This is a genomic window from Dermacoccus barathri, assembly GCF_015070805.1.
GTDB classification, from domain to species: domain Bacteria; phylum Actinomycetota; class Actinomycetes; order Actinomycetales; family Dermatophilaceae; genus Dermacoccus; species Dermacoccus abyssi.
In genome coordinates this window covers 261,358-281,814 of sequence record NZ_JADCTK010000005.1, presented here as the reverse complement: position 1 = coordinate 281,814, position 20,457 = coordinate 261,358, and the positions used below count along the sequence as shown (strand labels likewise).

The 20,457-nt window shown below is 68.2% G+C and carries 19 protein-coding genes; 5 read left to right on the top strand and 14 right to left on the bottom strand.

The window, feature by feature from the left end; genetic code table 11:
* Nucleotides 1-197: 197 nt before the first annotated feature.
* Both IM689_RS11535 and IM689_RS11530 read right to left on the bottom strand, forming a co-directional pair.
* Entirely contained in the window at nucleotides 198-863 is a 666-nt protein-coding gene (locus IM689_RS11535) for a response regulator transcription factor (protein WP_118914704.1), read from the bottom strand.
* A 185-nt stretch (nucleotides 864-1,048) separates the two neighbouring features.
* Entirely contained in the window at nucleotides 1,049-1,930 is an 882-nt protein-coding gene (locus IM689_RS11530) for an SDR family NAD(P)-dependent oxidoreductase (protein ID WP_227484755.1), read from the bottom strand.
* Between the two features lie 59 nt (nucleotides 1,931-1,989).
* On the opposite strand from IM689_RS11530, the gene IM689_RS11525 reads away from it, so the two are divergent.
* Nucleotides 1,990-2,340 (top strand): DUF2200 domain-containing protein, encoded by a 351-nt coding sequence (locus IM689_RS11525; protein WP_193644085.1) that lies wholly within the window; start codon nucleotides 1,990-1,992, stop codon nucleotides 2,338-2,340.
* Between the two features lie 3 nt (nucleotides 2,341-2,343).
* Here IM689_RS11525 and IM689_RS11520 read toward each other — a convergent pair whose 3' ends face one another.
* The gene (locus IM689_RS11520; protein ID WP_193644084.1) at nucleotides 2,344-3,087 is read right to left on the bottom strand and encodes a class I SAM-dependent methyltransferase; all 744 of its coding nucleotides are present in this window, start codon (nucleotides 3,085-3,087) and stop codon (nucleotides 2,344-2,346) included.
* Between the two features lie 51 nt (nucleotides 3,088-3,138).
* Nucleotides 3,139-6,480, bottom strand: a complete 3,342-nt coding sequence (locus IM689_RS11515; protein WP_227484790.1) for a DEAD/DEAH box helicase — start codon at nucleotides 6,478-6,480, stop codon at nucleotides 3,139-3,141.
* A 110-nt stretch (nucleotides 6,481-6,590) separates the two neighbouring features.
* On the opposite strand from IM689_RS11515, the gene IM689_RS15075 reads away from it, so the two are divergent.
* A complete protein-coding gene (locus tag IM689_RS15075; protein ID WP_193644082.1) occupies nucleotides 6,591-7,256 on the top strand; it encodes a 4'-phosphopantetheinyl transferase family protein in 666 nt (221 codons plus the stop codon).
* A 6-nt stretch (nucleotides 7,257-7,262) separates the two neighbouring features.
* On the opposite strand, the gene IM689_RS11505 is transcribed toward IM689_RS15075, so the two are convergent.
* The 6 genes from IM689_RS11505 to IM689_RS11480 all read right to left on the bottom strand — a co-directional run bounded on the left by IM689_RS11505 (nucleotide 7,263) and on the right by IM689_RS11480 (nucleotide 12,417).
* Nucleotides 7,263-7,631: a metallopeptidase family protein gene (locus IM689_RS11505; protein ID WP_193644081.1), complete on the bottom strand. Its 369-nt coding sequence runs from the start codon at nucleotides 7,629-7,631 to the stop codon at nucleotides 7,263-7,265.
* 4 nt (nucleotides 7,632-7,635) lie between these two features.
* A complete protein-coding gene (locus tag IM689_RS11500) occupies nucleotides 7,636-8,391 on the bottom strand; it encodes a hypothetical protein (RefSeq protein WP_193644080.1) in 756 nt (251 codons plus the stop codon).
* 40 nt (nucleotides 8,392-8,431) lie between these two features.
* Nucleotides 8,432-9,220, bottom strand: coding sequence for an ABC transporter ATP-binding protein (locus IM689_RS11495; RefSeq protein WP_193644079.1), 789 nt, complete (start codon nucleotides 9,218-9,220; stop codon nucleotides 8,432-8,434).
* Nucleotides 9,217-10,293: a FecCD family ABC transporter permease gene (locus IM689_RS11490; protein ID WP_319803867.1), complete on the bottom strand. Its 1,077-nt coding sequence runs from the start codon at nucleotides 10,291-10,293 to the stop codon at nucleotides 9,217-9,219. The genes IM689_RS11495 and IM689_RS11490 overlap by 4 nt, the downstream gene beginning before the upstream one ends.
* Nucleotides 10,290-11,294: a FecCD family ABC transporter permease gene (locus IM689_RS11485; RefSeq protein WP_227484753.1), complete on the bottom strand. Its 1,005-nt coding sequence runs from the start codon at nucleotides 11,292-11,294 to the stop codon at nucleotides 10,290-10,292. The genes IM689_RS11490 and IM689_RS11485 overlap by 4 nt, the downstream gene beginning before the upstream one ends.
* A gap of 82 nt (nucleotides 11,295-11,376) precedes the next feature.
* Nucleotides 11,377-12,417, bottom strand: coding sequence for an iron-siderophore ABC transporter substrate-binding protein (locus tag IM689_RS11480; RefSeq protein WP_193644077.1), 1,041 nt, complete (start codon nucleotides 12,415-12,417; stop codon nucleotides 11,377-11,379).
* Nucleotides 12,418-12,570: 153 nt separating this feature from the next.
* Here IM689_RS11480 and IM689_RS11475 point away from each other — a divergent pair, with 153 nt between their 5' ends.
* The gene (locus IM689_RS11475; RefSeq protein WP_193644076.1) at nucleotides 12,571-13,416 is read left to right on the top strand and encodes a siderophore-interacting protein; all 846 of its coding nucleotides are present in this window, start codon (nucleotides 12,571-12,573) and stop codon (nucleotides 13,414-13,416) included.
* Between the two features lie 100 nt (nucleotides 13,417-13,516).
* On the opposite strand, the gene IM689_RS11470 is transcribed toward IM689_RS11475, so the two are convergent.
* The gene (locus IM689_RS11470; RefSeq protein ID WP_193644075.1) at nucleotides 13,517-15,562 is read right to left on the bottom strand and encodes an NAD(+) synthase; all 2,046 of its coding nucleotides are present in this window, start codon (nucleotides 15,560-15,562) and stop codon (nucleotides 13,517-13,519) included.
* Between the two features lie 98 nt (nucleotides 15,563-15,660).
* On the opposite strand from IM689_RS11470, the gene IM689_RS11465 reads away from it, so the two are divergent.
* On the top strand, nucleotides 15,661-16,233 hold the full coding sequence (locus tag IM689_RS11465; RefSeq protein WP_187037024.1) for an NUDIX domain-containing protein: 573 nt from the start codon (nucleotides 15,661-15,663) through the stop codon (nucleotides 16,231-16,233).
* Nucleotides 16,234-16,314: 81 nt separating this feature from the next.
* Nucleotides 16,315-17,988: a formate--tetrahydrofolate ligase gene (locus IM689_RS11460; protein ID WP_193644074.1), complete on the top strand. Its 1,674-nt coding sequence runs from the start codon at nucleotides 16,315-16,317 to the stop codon at nucleotides 17,986-17,988.
* Nucleotides 17,989-18,082: 94 nt separating this feature from the next.
* On the opposite strand, the gene IM689_RS11455 is transcribed toward IM689_RS11460, so the two are convergent.
* The 3 genes from IM689_RS11455 to IM689_RS11440 form a co-directional block, all read right to left on the bottom strand.
* Nucleotides 18,083-18,904 carry a crotonase/enoyl-CoA hydratase family protein gene (locus IM689_RS11455; protein ID WP_193644073.1) on the bottom strand — a complete coding sequence of 274 codons (822 nt, stop codon included), beginning with the start codon at nucleotides 18,902-18,904 and terminating at the stop codon, nucleotides 18,083-18,085.
* Between the two features lie 569 nt (nucleotides 18,905-19,473).
* Nucleotides 19,474-19,659, bottom strand: coding sequence for a low temperature requirement protein A (locus tag IM689_RS11445; RefSeq protein WP_319803870.1), 186 nt, complete (start codon nucleotides 19,657-19,659; stop codon nucleotides 19,474-19,476).
* Nucleotides 19,660-19,899: 240 nt separating this feature from the next.
* Nucleotides 19,900-20,358, bottom strand: a complete 459-nt coding sequence (locus IM689_RS11440) for a cysteine dioxygenase (protein ID WP_193644072.1) — start codon at nucleotides 20,356-20,358, stop codon at nucleotides 19,900-19,902.
* Nucleotides 20,359-20,457: the final 99 nt, after the last annotated feature.

Sequence of the window (20,457 nt, the reverse complement as noted above, 5' to 3'; positions counted from 1 at the left end):
ACAAATCCATCAAACCCAAGCACCCGACCCGCACACTCAACCACCAACCAAAACAGTCAGTGTGAGCGGCTCCTGCCACGATGCCCTTCCGGGCTGACTCCGTAAACATTAGGCGACCGGAGAGTGTCGGGCAAATCGAGGGCGTGTGAACTGGCGCACGCTCGTCGGGGGCCGGTTTCGGCGTCAGCGCCTGGTGGTCACAGGCCGTTCTGCGAGCCGGCAACGATGCGTCGGTGGTCGGGCTCGAACCCGTGGCGCACTCCCCACAGAACAGCCTGACTCCGGCTCGTCACCCCGATCTTGCGGTAGCCCGTGCGGATGTAGCTCTTCACCGAGTTGATCGACAGGTGAGTCTGGGCTGCGATCTCGTTGTTGGACAGCCCCTGTGTGATGAGCGCGAGCACCTCGGCCTCACGAGGCGTGAGCCCCTCTTCGCGCCCGGGCCACTCACCGGCGATCGGCCCCGTACCGACCTCGGCGGAGACGATCGTCTCCCCGGCGTGGACCCGCTCCAGCGCTGCGACGAGTTCCGAGGCCGGGAGCGTCTTCGACAGGTAGCCCTTCACGCCGGCCTCCAGGCTGCGGCGCACAAGATCCGGTTGAAAGTTCCAGGTGTAGACCACGACGTCGCCAACGTTCGGGGCGCCGATGAGGTGCGACAGCGTGACCTCGTCACCGTGAGCCTGGCCGAACGTGTCGTACAGGACGATGTCGCACTGTTCGGCGACCTCCGGCTCCTGGGGCGTGGTGTCCAGTTCGACCACGACGACACGGTCCTTGTACCGCTCGAGCATCTTGACCAGGCCGTTGACCACCACTTCGTAGTCGTCGACGACGGCCAAGCGGATCGGGTTAGCGTTCATCACCCCTTGAGGCTACGACCTCCACCCCCGCGGCGAACCCACCCCTGTGGATGAGAAGTTGGTGAAGAGTTCCGCTTGCCAACGTGATTCGGCATTCCTACGAATCGGCTGACAACGGCGGCCACAGGCGTCGGGTGCAGCGGGTGGTCACGAGCGTCAGACAACGCCCGAATTGCGGCGGCCGGTCAGGACTCGGCGGCGCGAGCTCGAGCCAACCTGTCGGCCACCTGCATCGCTCCGGGCTGGGGCGACTTGCCCTTCGCCAGGCGCTTCGCCGCCGACTTCATGCCGAGTTCGTAGAGCGGACGCGCGTAGCGCTTCGCCCCGTAAGCCACGCGCCCGTCGGGCTCGGTGAGGATGACGTGCTTGCCCGCCTTCATGCCTGCGAACGCAGCAGCGGCGACCTGCGCGGACGAGCGCGGCGCCTCGTCGATGAGCTTCGTCGCGCTCTCCTCCATCTCCCGGTCAGCGCCCTCGAGGGAACTCGCAAGGTTCGTGCGGAAGAACGAGGGGCAGATGACGCTCACGTCGACGCCGAAGGGCGAGAGTTCGTGGGAGACCGTCTCGCTCACCGCAACGACGGCGGCCTTCGTCGCGTTGTACGTGGCCATTGCAGGCGCGTGAACGAGGCCGGCCAGGGAGGCGGTGTTGACGATCTGGCCGCTGCGGCGTTCCTTCATCATCGGCGTGAACGTGTGGCATCCCCGCACGACACCCATGAGGTTGATGCCCAGGGCGCGGTCCCACTCGGCCATGCCCGCGGCCTCGATGCGACCGCCGACGGCGATACCGGCGTTGTTGACGAGAAGGTCGAGGTGGCCCCAGTGCGACTGCACCCAGGTACGAGCATCCGCCCAGTCGTCGTCACTGCGGACATCGAGGCGCAGGTAGTCGACGCCGTTCGGCAGGAGGGAGGGGTCAACGTTCTCGTGGATGTCGGTGGCGAGCACTCGCGCGCCGTCAGCGGCGAGGAGCCTCACGAGTTCGAGACCGAGCCCCGAGGCGCCGCCCGTGACGAGGGCGCACTCGCCCGAGTAATTGCGCATCTTCCGTCCGAAACCGATCATGCTCCCGACCGTACGGGCGCATCGTCTCCGTCGGTGCGCAAACCGGCATACTCGTGGCCATGGCAGGCCACCGCATCTTCGACACCCCGTTCGCGAGCATCTACCCGCACTACGTCACGAAGGTGGAGCGCAAGGGGCGCAGCGTCGCCGAGCTGCAGGAGGTCATCACGTGGCTCACGGGGTATGACGACGAGGGCATCCGCCGCGTCATCGACGGCGAGGTGACGATGCAGGGCTTCTTCGACGAGGCCCCGGCGTTCAACACGAACGCGGAACTCATCACCGGCGTCATCTGCGGGCACCGGGTCGAGGAGATCGAGGACCCGCTCATGCAGCGGATCCGCTACCTCGACAAGCTCGTCGACGAACTCGCCCGCGAAAAGAAGATGAGCTCGATCCTGCGCCGCTGAACGTCAGCGGCGCAGGGCGTCGATCTCGAGGCGGACGTAGTCGAGCACCGGCTCGCTCATTGCTTCCCGCACGGCTCGGGTGAAATCGCGGGCCGCGTCATCCGTCATGCCGTCGAGGTAGCCGCCGAGACAGATCGTGGCGAGGTAGCGCTCCATCGTGGCCGGGTCGTCGATGCGCACCGGGCTGGGGCGCAGTTCGACGCGCTCGACGTCGAAGCCGTGACGCTCCAGGCGCTCCCGCGTCTCCTCCGGCCCCACGAAGCTCTTCGGCTCGTTCGGCACGCCGCGAACGTCGGAAATGGCTGCCTCCACGATGGCGATGTTGCCCTCGCCGCCCGAATCGGATGCGAGGCGGGCGCCGGGACGCATCACCTCGGCGAGATTCGCGAACAGCGCGTCGTGGTCGGCGATCCAGTGGAAGCAGGCCACACTCATCGCGGCGTCGAAGGAGCCGTCGAGGTCGAGCGGCTGCTCGAGGTCGCGCACGTGGAAGCTCGCACGCTCGGCAGGTCGACCGGCGAAGCGCTCGCGGGCCTGCTCCACCATCTGCGCCGACCCGTCGATACCGACGAGCTCGACATCCGGGAATCGGCGCAGGAGCTCCTCGGCGTCGCGGCCCGTACCGCAGCCGGCGTCGAGGACGCGCTCGGTGCCGGCGAGGTGCAGACGCTCGATCGTGCGCTTGCCCCAGGCGACGTGCGGCAGCGGCAGCTCGTCGTAGACCTTGGCGTTCCACTCTCGGGTCATCGCCGACACCTTCCGTCGAAGTATCTTGACATCAAGATACTTGATTGGTTCTCATTCAAGAAGGGCTGCGATGTCCGCGCCGCTCAGGCGACCACCGCCCGCCCCTGCGTCGACGACGTCCTCGAAGAGCTTGCGCTTCTTCTCCTGCAGCTCGACGACCTTGTCCTCGATCGTTCCGGCACTGACGTAGCGGTAGACCATGACCGGATTCGTCTGCCCGATGCGGTGGGCGCGATCGATGGCCTGGTCCTCGGCGGCCGGGTTCCACCACGGGTCGAGGACGATGACGTAATCGGCCTCGGTGAGCGTGAGCCCGGTGCCGCCCGCCTTGAGCGAGATGAAGAACGCGTCGGCGTCGCCGTCCTTGAACTCGTCGACGACCTGCTGCCGGTTGCGGGTCGAGCCGTCGAGGTAGGCCGTGGAAACACCGGCATCCGCCGCGGCCTCACGCACGATGGTGAGGAAGTCGGTGAACTGGCTGAAGACGAGCGCACGATGCCCCTCGCCCGCGATGTCGGCGAGTTGCTGGACAACGGCCTCGACCTTGCGCGAGACGCTCCGCCCAGAGAACTCGTCGTCGACGAGCGCCGGGTCGAGCGCGAGTCGGCGAAGGCGCGTGAGCGCCGCGAGAATCTCGACGCGGTTGGCGTCCGGATCCTTGAGCAACCCCATGACGCGCTGCTGCTCGCGGCGAAGGTGCCGCTTGTAGACGCGCTCGTGCTGAGGCGACAGCGCGACATCGACCCGCTGGATCTGCTTCTCGGGAAGGTCGGGGGCCACGTCCTGCTTGCGGCGACGCAACATGAGTGGCCCGATGCGGCGGCGCAGCGCCGACAGGGCGTCGGTGACGACGTGCCCCTCGCCCTGCTCGATCGGCTTGCGGTAGCGCCGGATGAAGTCCTCCGGGCGGGGAAAGAGACCCGGCGCGACGAGGTTGAACAGCGACCAGACATCCATGACGGAGTTCTCGAGCGGCGTGCCCGAGATGGCCAGGCCGAACGGCGCCCCGATCTTCTTGATGGCCTGGAACGTCTGCGACGTGTGGTTCTTGACCATCTGGGCTTCGTCGAGCACGAGGGCGCGCCACGAGCAGGCATGGAAGTTGTCGGCATCGAGGCGAGCCACCGCATAGCTCGTCACGACGACATGGGCACGCTCGTCGCGGATCTCCTGGGCCACCTCCGTGCCGCGCTTCTTCGACGTGGCGTTGAGGACACTGACACGCAGCTTCGGCGTGAACTGCGCCGCCTCGCGGGCCCACACACCGAGCACCGAGGTGGGCGCGATGACGAGCGCCGGAGCGTCGTCGAGTTCCCCTGCCGCGCGGGCCCGTTCGAGCATCGCCAGCGTCTGGATGGTCTTACCGAGGCCCATGTCGTCGGCCAAGACTCCGCCGAGACGCGCGTCCCACAGATTGGCGAGCCAGGCGTAGCCCTCGAGCTGGTAGGGCCGCAACGTGGCATCGAACGCCACCGGCGTCTCGACCGCCCGCGGGTTCCAGCCCTGCTTCGTCAGGCCCTCGACGGCCTCCTGCCACGCCGTGCGCTGCTGCTCGACAACCCCGAGCCCCACGAGCTGGTCCCACAGGCCGATGTCGTACCGGCTGATCTGCAGCTTCTCCGAGGTCTTGTCGGTGAGCTCCTGGGCTTCCTCGAGAACACGGGAGATGTCACGAAGCTGGGGTGAGTCGAGCCGGAAGTACGTGCCCGACGGCAGCATCATCGTCTCGTCGCCGCGATGCAGCGCCTCGATGAGGTTGGGGTAGGGCACCTCCTGGCCGTCGACGCTGATGGTGATCTGCAGGTCGAGCCAGTCCGGCTTGTTGCCGGCCTCGTTGACGCCTACCTCGATGATGGGATCGTCCTCGGCCTCCTCGTAGACGGGCAGCTCACCCGCCATGACGACGTCGACGCCGTCGACGGCCTTGAGTTCGGGAACGGCGTCGGCGAGCTTGACCGCCTCCATGCCGAGGAGCTCGGCCTTCGGCTTGACCCACAGATCGAAGCCGGGCACCGAACGCGTGAGGCGCAGACGCCCGAGGAGGACGGCGGCGCGGGCGATGACGGCGCTCTCGCTCGAGAACTGACGCCCGCGACCCACCGGCGTCGACGTGACTCGCTTGTCGCCGTAGGTGAAGAACGTCTCGACCTCGACCTTGCCCACCGTCTTCGGCGTGACGACGAGGAGCAGACGCGGTTCGACCGGATCGCTCAGGGTGTTCGTGACGTCACTGATGCTTGTGTGACGACGCAGGCGGGGCAGGAACTCGCTCTCGAACTCTGGGATCTCGTCCTCGGGAACCTCGATGACGTCGCCCAGCAGGAGCGGTTGGAGCACCGAGTGCGGCGTCTCGTGGAACGGTACGAGCCGCAGGCTGCCGCGGTCGAGCACGGCGACGCCGTGAGCCGGCTCGCCGATGAGGATGGCCGTACCGAACTCGGGTTCGAGGTCGACGCCGACGACGTCGGCCGTCAGGACTAGCCCGGCCTCGCTGCGGTGGATGCCGAGCGTGACCTCCGCGGGCTCGGCGAGCGTGACGCCCTCACCGGGCGTGGCCGCGAGCATGAGCGTGATGCCGGCGTCGGCCACCTCGCGAAGCCCCGGCCAGACACCGGGGCCGAGTTCGTCGAGATAGACCGTCTGACCGCTGCCGACCTGGGGCTTGTGCGCCGCGACGAAGCGCTTGAGCACCTCCTGCTGATGCTCGTCGGCCTCGGAGATACCCGCGCTGCTGCGCACGTCGACCCACGTCGCCGTGCGCGACCAGCGCCCGGTGCGCATGAGCTTCGTCGGCTTGAGCTCGAGGCGCTGCACCGGCGTCGAGTCCGACATCGACGTGGGCCGAGCCTTGGCCTCGAACTGCAGACCGAGCTGGGCGCGCCACGAACTGCTCGTGGGACTCTCGACCCGCTTCTCCACCCGCTCGGGCTCCGAGGGGCCGAGGGATTCCGACAACCGTGCCCGCCAGGACGCGGTGGCCACGCCGCTGCCGCCGAAGAGGGGCACGACGTTGGACTGTGCGCTCGAACGTGCGGGGGTGCGCGAGACCGAACCCTTGCTCACGCCGTCGGTAATCGCACGGCGCGCCGCAATGATGGCGGCGACGGCGTGCTTGCATTCGGTGGCGACAGGGCACGTGCACCGCGAAACCCACAGCGGCTCACCGTTGGCTGCCTCGCCCTTGTGCGTGACGAGGCACTGGTACGGGGCGAGCCCGTTGCCGGTGACGGTACCCATGAGCACCCGCCCACGGTCCGCCGTGGCCAGCGCGACGACCTTGCCGCCGATGGCATAGTCGAGGCCCCGGCTGAACGCACCCTCCCCGACGACGGCCGCCAGACCGACATCGGTGCTCGACAGCACCCACGTGGCCTCGTCCGGCTCGAACTTCATCGTCACGTGCGCGAGGTTAACGCAGCCCACCGACAACGCCGGAGCTCCGCCCGTGCGAGGTGCGGACCGGGACCGAGGCACCCACCTCGCAACCCGCCTACGATGAGCTTGTGAGCCGCGAGCGTCAGCCCATCACGCCCCCGACGATCATCCTGCGCACGCCTGCCCCGACCGACGACCTCGACGCGGAACGTGCGTGTCTCTCCCCCGAGGAGCTTCACCACGCGAACACGTTGCGCGACGGCGAGACCCACCGCATGTTCGTCGCCCGCCGGGCCCTGCTGCGCACCGAACTGGCTGCGCGTCTCGGCGGGTCTCCGGCCGAGATCGTCATCGACCACCGTCCGTGTATGCAGTGCGGCGGCCCGCACGGACGGCCCTATCCGCGTGCAGCCGATCTGCATTTCTCGGTGGCCAGCGTGCGTGGCCCGCGTCCCGTCGTCGCGCTCGCCCTCGCCGAACGTCCCGTCGGGTTCGACCTCGAGGAGGTGGCCGAGCTCGACGTGGTCCGCGACGTGGCGACGCAGCTGCACGTGCGCGAGCGGGCTGCCGTCACCGCAGCGCTCGAGACGTCCTCTCGGGCGGCGTGCAGCGTCTTCACCGAGATCTGGACGCGCAAGGAGGCGCTCCTGAAGGGAACGGGCGAGGGCATCACGGTGCCGCTGGACCGCGACGACGTCAGCGACGTGCGTGCCCGCCCAATCCGCGGGTGGACGGTGGCGATGTGGGAGACCGATCGCCCCGACGTCGTCGGGGCATGGGCTCTCAGCGATTGAGCCGGCTCAGCCCCACCCGAGTTCGTGCAAGCGGTGGTCGTCGATGCCGAAGTAGTGGCCGATTTCGTGCAGCAACGTGACGCGGATCTGCTCGACGACTTCCTCCCGCGTCCTCGAGAGTCGCTGAATCGGACCGGAGAACAGGTAGATGCGATCGGGCAAGCTGCCCCATCCATAGCCATCTCCGCGGTCAGGCAACGCGACGCCCACGTACAGACCGAGCAGCTCCCCACCGTCGACGTCGGCGAGCTGCTCGGGCGTGGGCTCGTCCTCGACTTGGAAAACGACGTTGTCGAGACGGTCGAGGAACTGCGTCGGCACCGCGTCGAGCGCGTCACCGACGGCGTCCTCGAACTCCTTGCGCGACAACCACACAGGGTCAGGACTTACGCAGGCTGCTGACGATGTCCTTGGCCAGCTTCTGTGCCCGCTCGGCCGTGCCGGAGCTGACAGTGATGTTGCGGTACGAGCCCTTGCCGTCCGGCACGTAGAGCGCGACGCCGCGGACGGTGGTCTCGGCTACCGGCAGGCTGTACTCGTACTGCACACCCTGTCCGAGCGGCGTCTCGATCTCCTTGAAGGAGACGGGCTTTCCGCCGATCTGGTCGAACGACGAGTCGAGTTGGCCCTTCGTGGGCTTCACGGGGATGGCGGCCTTCGTGACGTTCGCGTTGTCGGCGAAGTTCGACGTGCCGGACAGATCGATGACGACGATGTCGGCCTGGGTCTCGAACTGCTTGACCATCTGCTCGGGCGTGAGCCCGGACTTCTTCGCGAGCGGTTCGATGTTCTTCTTCGAGCGCGGGTTGTCGAGAAGCGACGCCTCGACCTTCTGCCAGCCCGACGGCACGGCGAAGCTCATCCCGGCGTCAGGGGCCGTGACGAGCTTTGTGCCGGCCGGCAGAGCGGCGTTGCCCGCATCGCTCGACGAGGCACTCGAGGAGGAAGTCGGGGACGAGCTCGACGAGGACGATTCGGACGAGGTGGACGACTCCGACGGCGAACTGTCGCTCGTCGAACTGGAGCTCTGCGACGAGGAACTGCTCGTCGAGGTGCCCTCCGAACCGAACGTGCCGCACCCGGCGAGCACCGTGGTGAGCGCCAGACCTGCCGTGACCACCCTGAGCGACTTCATGACGAACCCCTCCCGAACACTGCCGACTGTGAGGCTCACACTAGCGCGGCAGGACGACAGGACGACCCGTGGACGGATCCTCGAGAACCACACACTCGATGCCGTACAGGCGCTCGGCCAGTTCGGCGGTGAGAACCTCCGCCGCCGCGCCCTGCGCGACGATCTGCCCGTCGGACATCGCGACGAGATGATCGGCGTAGCGCGCCGCGAGGAACAGGTCGTGCAGCACCATGACGACGGTCGTGCCACGCTCGGCGTTGCGCCGGCGCACGACGTCGAGCAACTCCACCGCGTGACCGATGTCGAGGAAGCTCGTCGGCTCGTCGAGCAGCAGGATGTCCGTGTCCTGAGCGAGCGCGAGCGCCAGCCACACCCGCTGACGCTGACCGCCGGACAGCTCGTCGACCGGTCGCTCGGCGAGGTCGTCCACGCCGGTGACGCGCATCGCCTCGGCGACCACCTCGTCGTCCTCGGGGCCGCCGCGCCCGAGCAACCCGAGGTGCGGGGTGCGCCCTTGACGCACGAGTTCCGCGACACTCATCCCTTCGGGAGCCAGCGGGTTCTGGGGCAGGAGCGCCACCTTCTTCGCGACGTCACGCGTCGGCTCGGAGGCGATGTCGGCGTCGTCGAGCAGCACCCGCCCGGACGCCGGCGTCATGAGTCGGGTGAGGCCCGCGAACAGCGTCGACTTGCCGCAGCCGTTGGCACCGATGAGGACGGTGACCTTCCCGTCCGGCACGTCGAGCGAAACGTCACGGACGACATCCGGGCCGGCGTTGCGCCCCGATCCGTAGCGCAGCACGAGTTCTTCGGTGCGAAGCCGGGTCATCGCGTTCCTTTCGATCGTCCTCGCTGCGATGCGACGAGGAGCCAGGCGAGCACGGGCGCGCCGGCGAGTCCGGTGATGACGCCGACGGGCAGCTTGCCGCCGCCGGGGATGAGGTAGGCGCCGACGTAGTCGCCGGCAATCGTGATGCTCGCTCCGACGAGAGCCGCAGCGACGATGCTCGTGCGCCCCATGAGACGACGGGCGATCGGGCCGGCGAGCAGGGCGACGAAGGCGACCGGGCCACAGACGCTCGTCGCGACGGCGATGCCGAGCACGACGGCGACAAAGACGAAGGCTCGTATGGCGCCGTCGGGAACGCCGAGGCCGACGGCGAGCGGTCGTCCGAGTTCGAGCACGCGCAGGCGGTGAGCCAGGACGGCGAGCACGACGAGCATCGGAAGCCCGATACCCGCGAGCCGTGCGATCTCGGGCCACGTGACGTCCGAGACCGAACCGGCGAGCCACACCATCGCGTCCTGCGCCTGGAAGGCGTTGGACTTGAGCAGGATCCACTGGATCACCGACTGCAGACCCGCAGCCATCGCGATACCGACGAGGATCATGCGCGCCGTCTGCCCCTTGGCGAGAGCCAGGATGACGCCGGAGACGGCGAAGCCGCCCAGCACGGCGACGAAGAGGATCGGCCAACCGGACCATCCGAGCAACGTCACACAGAACACGGCCGCTGTACTCGAGCCGAGCGAGATGCCGAGGACGTCAGGGCTCGCGAGTGGGTTACGCACGAGCGACTGCATCGCCGCACCTGCCGCGCCGAAGAGCGCCCCACCGACGAGGGCTGCCACGGCCCGCGGCAGCTTCGACTCCATGAGGACGTAGTTCGCGCCGCTCACGTCGATCTGCTCACCGAGGACGATGCGCGCGGCATCGGTGATGGTGAAGGTGAAGTCGCCGAGGAGAACCCGGACGAGGAAGATCGCCAGAGTCGCGGCGATCAGTGCGCCGAGGGCGACGAGGCGGCGCCGTTTGCGCGGATCGGTGTCGACGCGCGACCGCTCGAGAGTCGTCGGGGACATCTGCGTCGCGGAGGGAGAAGTCGATGTCGTCTCGTTCACAGCGATCGCATCCTCGCGACGACCCACAGCAGGGCCGGGCAGCCGAGGACGGCCGTCATGATGCCGACCTGCACTTCGCCGGGCGGGGAGACGACGCGGCCGAGCGTGTCGGCGAGCAGAACGAGGCTGGCCCCGACGAAGGCTGACGCGGGGAGAAGCACGCGGTACGACGTCCCGATGAGGGGACGCAGGAGGTGGGGCGCGACGAGCCCGACGAAACCGATCGGCCCCGCGACGGCCACGGCCCCTGCCGCGAGTGCCACTGCAGCACCGCCGATGACGAAGCGCAGCTTCTCGGGCTTCTCGCCGAGGCCGCGCGCCACGGAATCGCCCATGGCGAGGATGTCGAGGCGCCGTCCCGCGACGAGCAGAACGCCGAAGCCGAGCGCGAGCAACGGCAGCACCGGAACGATGTCGCCGATCTCGCGACCGGCGACCGAGCCGACCTGCCAGAAGCGGTAGACGTCGAGCGACTTGCCGTCGGCGATGAGCAGTGCCGACCCGACGGAGGTCGCGCCGGCGGTGAACACCATGCCGGCAAGCGCCATCGACAGCGGGCTGTTGCCCGATCCGCCGAACCCGCGTGCGGCCGCCGTCGCGAGCGCCGTCACGGCCACCGCGGCGAGCGCGGCGCCGACGAGCGCGAAACCGATGTAGCCGAGAAGCGAGTTGATGCCGAACCACGTGATGCCCGCGACGACGAGCAGTGATGCCCCCGCGTTGATGCCGAGAATGCCCGGGTCGGCGAGAGGGTTGCGAGTGATGCCCTGCATCGCGGCACCCGACATCGCGACAGCCGCCCCGATGAGGATGCCGACGACCGTACGGTCGCCGCGTGCAGACAGGAGCGCGCCGAGGTCACCCGAGGTGAGCGCCGTGGCCCCGACGAGCAGGGACACGACGACGGCGACCGCGAGGAGCGCGGGCAGCACGAGGCCACCGGCGACGAGCCGCGATCGGCTCGGTGCCTGCGCGTCAGGGCGTGACGTGGTGGATGACATCGGCATCGAGGCTAGTGACCACATCGAATGCGGCTGCGCGCGCACCGCGATGCGGAACGCGCGCAGCCGTCATTCGAGGTACTTACTTGACCTTCTTGGCCGCGGCGGCGAGCTGCGGCAGGAACGTCTCGAGAGCGACCGGGATCGACAGCACGGTCGGGCCGGACATCGCCGCGGACGGCTTCTGCTCCTTGATCGAGACGAACGTGTCGTTCTTGATCGCCGGGATCTTGCCCAGCAGGGCGTTGCTCTTGATCTTGCTCGGCTCGGCGCCCTGCAGTTCGTCGAACACGACGATGTCCGAGTCGATCTGCGCGGCCTTCTCGGCAGAGAGGTCGACGAAGAACGACTTGCTGCTCTTCGTCTGCTTGGCGATTCCGTCACCGTCGGGCAGGCCGAACTCGGCGAGGGTGCGCGGACGGTTGTCGCTCGGGGTGTAGACACCCACCGTGTTGAGGTTCGTCGGCGTGAAGTAGACCCACGAGGCCGTCTTGCCCTTGAGCTCGGGGTACTTGGCGACGGCGTCGCTGATCTTCTTCTTGGTCTCGGCCATGAGCTTCTCGCCCTCGGCCTTCTTGCCCAGAGCGGTCGCGATCATGGTCGTCGACTCCTGCCAGGACGTGCCCCAGGCGACCTTCGGGTACGCGACCGTGGGTGCGATCTTCGAGAGCTTGTCGTACTGCTCCTTCGTCAGACCCGAGTTCGTTCCGAGGATGAGGTCGGGCTGGTACGTCGCGATCTTGTCGACGGGCGTGCCGTCCTTGTCGCTGAAGCGCGCCGGAGCCTTGCCCCCGATCTTCTTGAGCTGAGCGTCGAGCCAGTCGGTGGACTTGTTCGCGTTGGCGCCCCACGTCACCTCGGGTGCCGCGACCGGCGCGACGCCGAGGGCGGCGACGACGTCGGCGTCACCCCACCCGACGACGACGACCTTCGTCGGGGCCTTCTCGATCTTCGTCGTACCGAAGGCGTGCTTGACCTCGACGGGGAAGCCAGACCCGGCGCCCCCACCCGAGCTCTTGCTCTCCGACGACTCGTCGGACGACGAGCCGGTGCCACAGGCGGCCAGGGCGGTGGCGGCAGTGCCTGCGGTGGCGAGGGCGAGGAAACCACGGCGGTTGATCACGGGGGACCTTTCGATGAAGGGACAACAGCAGATAAGCAGTTACGTCACGTCGACGTGACGCAATGCCGGGCAACGTGAGTTAGGCAATGCTAACCTCACATGCGTTGCTCGATGCAACGCCCGCACCCACAGTCGAGACGGAAGGCGTCGATGATGACCCCGGCCACCGCACGCGCTCGCGCGTTGCGCCCAGTCGATCGCGGTGAGGCCGGCCGGATCCTGGCCGACCTTCGCGCGCAGGACTTCGTCTTCACCGTCCTCGAAACCGAGCGCGTCAGCGACACCTGCCAGCGCGTGCGCTGCGCAGGCAACGGATTCCTGCGCACTCATGCCCCGTACCCCACGATGTGGGTGCGCCTGTGGTTCACCGATCCCACGGGAACCGGCGCCGGCCACCAACGCGCCTACACGCTCGTCGACCCCAACGTCGAGACCGACACCTTCTGGCTCGAGTTCGCCATCCACGACGGCGCTGCCGCCCGCTGGGCGCAGCAGACCGTCCCCGGCGACGAGATCGAGGCCAGCCTCTACGGGTCGGAACCGTCCTTGCCCGACTGCGACGACGTCGACCGTCACCTCCTCGTCGGAGACACCGCCTCCCTGCCGGCGATCAACTCGCTCCTCGACGCCGTGAGCGCCGCGCCGACCACTGTCGTCCTCGAGTGGGTACACCCCGAGGACCGCGCGCTGCCGGTTCGGCTGCGCCCTCAGGATTCGCTGCGCTGGGTGCGTCGCACCGACAACGGTCAGGGCCTGCTCGATGCCGTCGATGCGGAGGTCGCCGCGTTCGTCGCTGCAGACGAGGCGCCAGGCGAACGCACGAACCTGCACGCCACCGAGGCCACCTGCACGCGCCTGTTCGCGTGGGGCGCCTGCGACACCGTCACGACCCGCGCCCTGACGAAGAAGCTGCGCGCGGCAGGCCTTCGTCGCGACTGCATCAAGACGCTCGGCTACTGGTTGCCGCCCAAGGAGGACGACCAAGCCCTCGCCGGCTGACCGCGCGAGGTCGGCCCGCCCCCACGAGGCGAACGAACTGCCCACGCTCCCCCTTTGGGGGCGTGGGCAGTTCCGTCGTCAACGCCGTCCGGGCCTGCGGTCAGGCCTTAGGAACGTTGCGCTCCAGCTCGTCGAGCCAGGCCTTGCCCGAGGCATCGGACGGCATGCGCCAGTCGCCGCGGGGAGACAATGCACCGCCGGCGCTCACCTTCGGTCCGTTCGGCAGCGCCGAGCGCTTGAACTGCTGGCTGAAGAAGCGCTTGTAGAACACCTCGAGCCAGTGACGGATCTCCTCGAGGGAGTAGACCGGGCGCTTGTCCTCAGGGAAACCGGCCGGCCAACGGCCGTCGTCGACATCGTCCCAGGCGTGCATGGCGAGGAACGCGATCTTGCTCGGGCGGAAGCCCTGCGAGAGCACGTGGTAGAGCGTGAAGTCCTGCAGGTTGTACGGGCCGATGTTCGCCTCGGTCGACTGCGGCGTCTCGCCCTCCTTCGTCGGCACGAGCTCGGGCGTGATCTCGGTGTCGAGGATCGACAACAGCGTCTCGCCGACGCGCTCGTCGAACTGGTCGCTCGAAGCCACCCAGCGCACGAGGTGCTGCATGAGCGTCTTCGGGACGCCGGCGTTGACGCCGTAGTGCGACATCTGGTCACCGACGCCGTAGGTGCACCAGCCGAGTGCGAGCTCCGACAGGTCACCCGTGCCGAGGACGATGCCGCCCTTGCTGTTGGCGATACGGAAGAGGAAGTCGGTGCGCAGACCGGCCTGGACGTTCTCGAACGTGACGTCGTAGACCTCCTCACCGCGCCCGAACGGGTGGCCGAGATCCTTCAACATTTGCGTGGCCATCGGGCGGATGTCGACCTCCTCGAACGTGACGCCGAGCGTCTCGCCGAGCTTGTACGCGTTCGACTTCGTGTGGTCGCTCGTCGCGAAGCCCGGCATCGTGTACGCCAGGATGTCGGTGCGCGGGCGTCCGAGGCGGTCCATCGCCTTGGCCGCGACGATGAGGGCGTGCGTCGAGTCGAGACCACCCGAGACACCGATGACGATCTTCGGCTGGCCGATCGAGCGCATGCGCTGCTCGAGTGCGCTGACCTGGATCTCGTACGCCTCGTAGCAGTCCTGGGCGAGGCGGGCTTCGTCGGCGGGCACGAACGGGAAGCGCTCGATCTCGCGCTTGAGACCGAGGTCGGCGTCCGGCACACCGAGCTCGAACGGCACCTCGCGCAGCGGTCGCGCCGGGCCGAAGCTCAGGCGGTTGTCGTCATAGCTGCCGTAGCGCTGGCGCGCCTGGCGGATGGCACCGAGGTCGATGTCCGCGACGCTGGAGCGCGGGCCCTCGGGGAAGCGCTGAGTCTCGGCGAGCAGGGTGCCCTGGTCGTAGATCATCGTCTGGCCGTCCCACGCGAGGTCGGTGGTCGACTCGCCCTCGCCGCTGGCCGCGTAGACGTACGCCGACAGCGTGCGGAACGACTGGCCCTGAACCGTGAGGCTGCGCTGGGCGGACTTACCGACGGTGATGGGCGAACCGGACAGGTTCATGAGGACACTCGCACCCGCGAGGGCCGCCTCGGACGACGGCGGGATCGGCACCCACACGTCCTCGCAGATCTCGACGTGGATGGCCAGATCCGGCAGGTCGAGTGCTCGGAAGATGAGGTCGGGACCGAAGGGCACCTCGCCGAGTTCCTCGCCGAGGTCGACGTGCTCACCGCGCTGATCCTCGCCGAACGCGTACCAGCGCTTCTCGTAGAACTCGCGGTAGTTGGGCAGGTAGCTCTTCGGCACGACGCCGAGAACCTCACCCTCCTTGACGATGACTGCGCAGTTGTAGAGGCGCTGGCCCTTACGAATCGGCGCGCCGATGACGGCGACGGGCGTGAGCCCGCGCGAACCGTCGACGACGGCGGCGATCGCGCGCAGCACGTCGTCGAGCAGCACGTCCTGCATGACGAGGTCCTCGACGCTGTAACCGCAGAGGTTGAGTTCGGGATAGACCGCGGCCGCCACACCCTCGTCGTGCAGCTCACGCATCGACTCGAGAACGCGCTCGGCGTTCGTCATCGGGTCGGCGAGCGCAATGGGGTGAGTGACCGCCGCGACGCGGGCGAATCCGTGCGCGTACAGGGAACGGAAGTTCATGGTTCCCAGCATGTCAGAACCCACCGAGGACGCCTGCGAGGCAGGTGCCGGCGCCCCGCGGTGACGCCACGGCGGGGGCCGTTGGCTACGGTCTAGTCATGACGCACTCCGGCTGTTGGACCACGCGCTCGAGCACCCCGAAGTACACCAACCCGTGGATCAGCGTCCGGGAGGACGCCGTCGTGCGCCCCGACGGCGGCGAAGGCGTGTACGGCGTCGTCACCATGCGCAATCCGGCCGTGTTCGTCGTCGCGATGACGGACGAGGACGAAGTCCTCATGGTCTCGCTCTACCGTTACCCCACCCAGGCGATGTCACTCGAGGTACCGGCCGGCGGCAGCGACGGTGAGAACCTGCTGCTCGCAGCGCAGCGTGAGCTCGTCGAGGAGACCGGCTACACGGCCCGCGAGTGGCGCGAAATCGGGCGCATGAACGCACTCAACGGAGTGTGCGACGCCCCCGAGCACGTCTTTCTCGCCACGGGCTTGCAGGCCCCGGCCAGTGTCGAGGACGCCGAGAGGGCAGCCCGTGAGCAGAAGGCCGAAGGGATCTCCGCCGTTCGAGCCGTTCCGTGGCGCGACCTCACGCGTCTCGTCGCCGACGGGGAGATCACCGATGGCGAGACACTCGCTGCCCTCATGTTCGCTGCGGCTACCCTCGGGCGGTTGTGACAACAGGGGTTGCGCAACAGGTAACGTCGGTGACGGTGCTCACACTCGCGAGCGCGATCAGCCGAGCCCACGAGGAACGACATGCCCAGCGACGTCGAGATCGCAGCCGCCTCCCCTATGCAGCCCATCGAGGACATCGCGGCGAAGATCGGCATTCCCGAGTCCGAGATCTTCCGCTACGGCCCGCACAAGGCCAAGGTCTCGCTGCCGTACGTTCAGGGGCGCGACCGGCGTGAGGGCAGCAAGCTCGTGCTGGTCACCGCGACGAGCCCGACCCCGGCCGGCGAGGGCAAGACGACGACCACGGTGGGCCTCGTCGACGGGCTCGCGCAGATCGGCGAGTCCGCCGCAGCCGCGCTGCGTGAGCCGAGCATGGGGCCCGTCTTCGGGATGAAGGGCGGGGCCGCCGGCGGAGGGCGCGCCCAGCTCAACCCGATGACGGACATCAACCTTCACTTCACCGGTGACTTCGCGGCCATCGCCACCGCACACAACCTGCTCGCAGCGGTGCTCGACAACCACCTGCAGCAGGGCAACGCGCTCGGCATCGACCCGCGCCGCATCACCTTCAAACGCGTGCTCGACATGAACGACCGCGCGCTGCGCGACATCGTCATCGGCCTCGGGGGCCCGACGAACGGCGTGCCCCGCGAATCCGGCTTCGACATCGTCGTCGCCAGTGAGGTCATGGCCATCTTCTGCCTCGCCACCTCGATCGACGACCTCAAGGAACGCCTCGGTCGCATCGTTGTCGCACGAACGTACGCCAAGGCGCCCGTCACGGCAGCCGACCTGGGCGTCCACGGCGCCATGGCGGCGCTGCTCGCCGACGCGCTTGCGCCCAACCTCGTCCAGACGCTCGAGGGCAACCCCGCCTTCGTCCACGGTGGCCCGTTCGCCAACATCGCGCACGGCTGCAACTCGGTGACGGCGACGCAGACCGCCCTCGCGCACGCCGATTGGACCGTGACGGAGGCCGGTTTCGGCGCCGACCTCGGCGCGGAGAAGTTCATCGACCTCAAGTGCCGCTTCACCGGCCTGCGCCCGGACGCCGTCGTCCTCGTCGCGACGGTGCGCTCGATGAAGTATCACGGCGGCGTGGCCGTCGCCGACCTCACGACGGAGAACGTCGAAGCGATGCTCGCCGGCATGAGCAACATCGAGCGCCACCTCGCGAACATCCGCGACGTGTGGGGCCTGCCCGTCGTCGTGGGCGTCAACCGCTTCCCGAGTGACACCGACGCCGAGATCGAGGCCTTCACGAAACACGTCGAGGGGCTCGGCGTGAAGGTGGAGATCTGCACCCATTTCGCCGACGGCGGCAAGGGCGCGGCGGGGCTCGCGAAGGCCCTCGTCGAGATCACGTCCGGCCAGAAGCCGGAGCTGTCGTTCACCTACGGCGACGACCTCGGGCTCGCGGCGAAGGCAGAGACGGTCGCCCAGCGCATCTACGGCGCGGAGCGACTCGAGATCCCCTCGGCCGTCGCCAAGCAGATCGCCCAGTTCGAGGACGAGGGTTACGGCCACCTTCCCGTGTGCATCGCGAAGACGCAGAAGTCGTTCACGACCGACGACGCCGAACGCGGCGCCCCGTCGGACCACGTCGTCGAGGTGCGCGAGGTGCGCCTGGCCGCCGGTGCGGGCTTCGTCGTCTTCGTCTGCGGCTCCCTCATGACGATGCCGGGTCTGCCGAAGAAGCCGGCCGCGCTGGCCATCGACGTCGACTCCGAGGGCGCTGTCACCGGCTTGTTCTGACAGGCGTCCACCCCTCTACGGATGAAATCCGCCCTTCCTGCGCACAAGCCCTCGGCTTGGGCACACGAAGGGCGGATTTCATCCCTGCACGCGTTTACGGCAGGACGCGCGGGCTGTACTTGACGGCCGCGCGCGCCTCGGCGCGAGCGCCCGCCTTGGCGAACGCTGCCTTGCGAGCCTTCGCCGTGTTCTGCGACACGAGGAGCACGAGCTGCTCGGCGCGCTCCCGGCGGAACGTCGTACGCGCCGAGGCGTTCCACGAGCGGTTAAACAGACGCTTCGCGGCGGCGAGCTGATCGGGCGACTTCGTCGTCAGGTCGTGAGCGAGTTCCATGGCCGACGCGAGGGGGTCACCGCTCACCTCGGAGGCGAGGCCGAGTGCGACGGCGCGCTCGCCGGAGAACATCTCGGCCGTCATCGTGAGCTTCTTCGCCACGTCGATGCCGACGAGTTCCTTGAGGGACTGCACGCCCGACATGTCGGGGATGAGACCCCACTTGCCCTCGAGCACCGACCACTCGGAGTCGGAGGTCGTGTAGCGGTAGTCGGCGCCGAGCGCGATCTGTAGACCGCCGCCGTAGCAGTGGCCGTGAACGGCGGCGATGACGGGCACCGGCACGCGGCGCCACGCCCAGCACGCCTCCTGGAAGGTGTTCGTGCCGCGCCAGGGGCGCGGGATGAACGCGGGGATGATCTTCGCCGGCGCCTTGTTGACCGAACCGAAGTCGAGACCGGCGCAGAACGAGCGCCCTTCGCCCGAGATGACGACGGCGCGCACCGCCTTGTTGGTACGCACGTGATGCGCGGCGGCCACGAGTTCGCCGAGCATCGGCAGGGTGAGGCCGTTCAGCTTGTCGGGTCGGTTGAGCTTGACGTGGGCGATGCCCCCGGTGATCGTCGTCTCCACATTCGCCATTGCGCCAGGGTACGTGGCACTCGCGACGAACCACAGGTGAATGCGCGAGTTTCCGGCGTTGTCGGTGGTCGTCGCTACCTTCTGGTCATGAGTCGACCTTCATCTTGCCGACCCTCCACGGGTTCGTGCGCCGTCCGTGGCAGCGGGCACGGCATCTATTGGCGTCACGGCCTGAAGGGAATTGAGACGACGACCGGTTGGCGACGAGGCGAGGTTTCGCAGATTGCCGGCCTGCATGTACGTGTGCGCTTCCAGAATGCCTTCGACGAGTGGCTGTGGCACCACGAGCCACTACCGCTCGAGGTCGGCGACGCGGTGCGCTTCCACCGGCACCTCGAACTGCTCGCTCCACCCGAGCGGCCACAGCGCAGCGTCCTCGTGCACGTCTTTGCGAGCGCCAGGTCGCGATTGGGTTCCATCGCAGCGCGCCCCAGCGTGGTCGCGGACATGGGCGACGAGCGCTACGTCATCCACCTCGGTGACGGCCAGGCACAGATCGCAGCGGCCCATGCGGGAGTCCTGTACCCGCCGCAGAAAATGGCGAGCATTGCGGCCATGGGACACGCTGCCTACTGGACGTACTTCGAGCCAGACGAGAAACCCGTCACCGAGGTGCTCGCGGCGCTCGACGCAGCGGCTGGGCCCACCGTCAGCAGGCGGTACAGCCAGTCGTCGGTGTCGTAGGCACTCGCGAACCACGAGTAGTTGATCCACGCCCAGATGATGCCGAAGCTCGTGAAGACGAAGGCCCCCACGCCGGTCGTCACATGCCCTTCGGCCAGTCAGTGCGCGAGTTGCGAGGCGCCCGTCGCGACGGCGACGACGACCGTCAGGTCGAACAGCAACTCCAGGGTGCTCGCGACACGACCGCTCTCGTGCGGGTCGCGGCCCCGCATGGGACGCAGGCGTGAACGGGGTCGTTGGCAGTGACGGAAGGGGTCGTCATGCCGGTCATTATGGCGGCCGCGCTGTCCGGGGCCGGGCGCCGTCCACGCTCAGGCAGTGGGGCCCAACTGCTCCGGTTCGAACGTGCGGGCCCCGGCGAGCGACGGCGAGTACGCGTGCACCGTGAGTGCCGGGGAGTCGCCGAACGCACTGGTGCGGTGGATGAGTCCGGGTGGAAGAGAACGGTGCTCGTCAGCCGTGACCACAGTGGTCACCACCTCGCCCGTGGGGAGAGCCACCTCCTCGAGCAGTGCACCGTGCACGACGACGAACGCACCGGAGGCGACCCCGTGGTCGTGCCAACCGCTCGACGACCCGAGCGGCCACGTGATGGCCCACATCTCGAGGTGCGGCGTGCTCGCGAGCGAGACACGACGACGGCCTGCGTCGGCAGGCAGGTCGTCGAGGTGCGTTGCGAGGGATGCATCGCTCGCGAAAAGGCGTGCAACGCGCACGAGTTGGTCGTCGGTAAAGCTGGTGATGCCGGGGGCGTCCGCCTGACTCGTCATCGCTGGTCTCCGTCGTCGGAATGGGGCAGTCGGTGGGTGCGGGAGGTTACACGCACACCGACGTGACTTCACTCAAGCACTGCGCACCGACAACAAGCC

Coding starts and splice junctions, on each gene's coding strand:
- IM689_RS11535 (WP_118914704.1), bottom strand. CDS start 863: ATGAACGCTAACCCGATCCGCTTGGCCGTCGTCGACGACTACGAAGTG.
- IM689_RS11530 (WP_227484755.1), bottom strand. CDS start 1,930: ATGATCGGTTTCGGACGGAAGATGCGCAATTACTCGGGCGAGTGCGCC.
- IM689_RS11525 (WP_193644085.1), top strand. CDS start 1,990: ATGGCAGGCCACCGCATCTTCGACACCCCGTTCGCGAGCATCTACCCG.
- IM689_RS11520 (WP_193644084.1), bottom strand. CDS start 3,087: ATGACCCGAGAGTGGAACGCCAAGGTCTACGACGAGCTGCCGCTGCCG.
- IM689_RS11515 (WP_227484790.1), bottom strand. CDS start 6,480: ATGAAGTTCGAGCCGGACGAGGCCACGTGGGTGCTGTCGAGCACCGAT.
- IM689_RS11500 (WP_193644080.1), bottom strand. CDS start 8,391: ATGAAGTCGCTCAGGGTGGTCACGGCAGGTCTGGCGCTCACCACGGTG.
- IM689_RS11495 (WP_193644079.1), bottom strand. CDS start 9,220: ATGACCCGGCTTCGCACCGAAGAACTCGTGCTGCGCTACGGATCGGGG.
- IM689_RS11485 (WP_227484753.1), bottom strand. CDS start 11,294: ATGTCATCCACCACGTCACGCCCTGACGCGCAGGCACCGAGCCGATCG.
- IM689_RS11475 (WP_193644076.1), top strand. CDS start 12,571: ATGACCCCGGCCACCGCACGCGCTCGCGCGTTGCGCCCAGTCGATCGC.
- IM689_RS11470 (WP_193644075.1), bottom strand. CDS start 15,562: ATGAACTTCCGTTCCCTGTACGCGCACGGATTCGCCCGCGTCGCGGCG.
- IM689_RS11465 (WP_187037024.1), top strand. CDS start 15,661: ATGACGCACTCCGGCTGTTGGACCACGCGCTCGAGCACCCCGAAGTAC.
- IM689_RS11460 (WP_193644074.1), top strand. CDS start 16,315: ATGCCCAGCGACGTCGAGATCGCAGCCGCCTCCCCTATGCAGCCCATC.
- IM689_RS11455 (WP_193644073.1), bottom strand. CDS start 18,904: ATGGCGAATGTGGAGACGACGATCACCGGGGGCATCGCCCACGTCAAG.
- IM689_RS11440 (WP_193644072.1), bottom strand. CDS start 20,358: ATGACGAGTCAGGCGGACGCCCCCGGCATCACCAGCTTTACCGACGAC.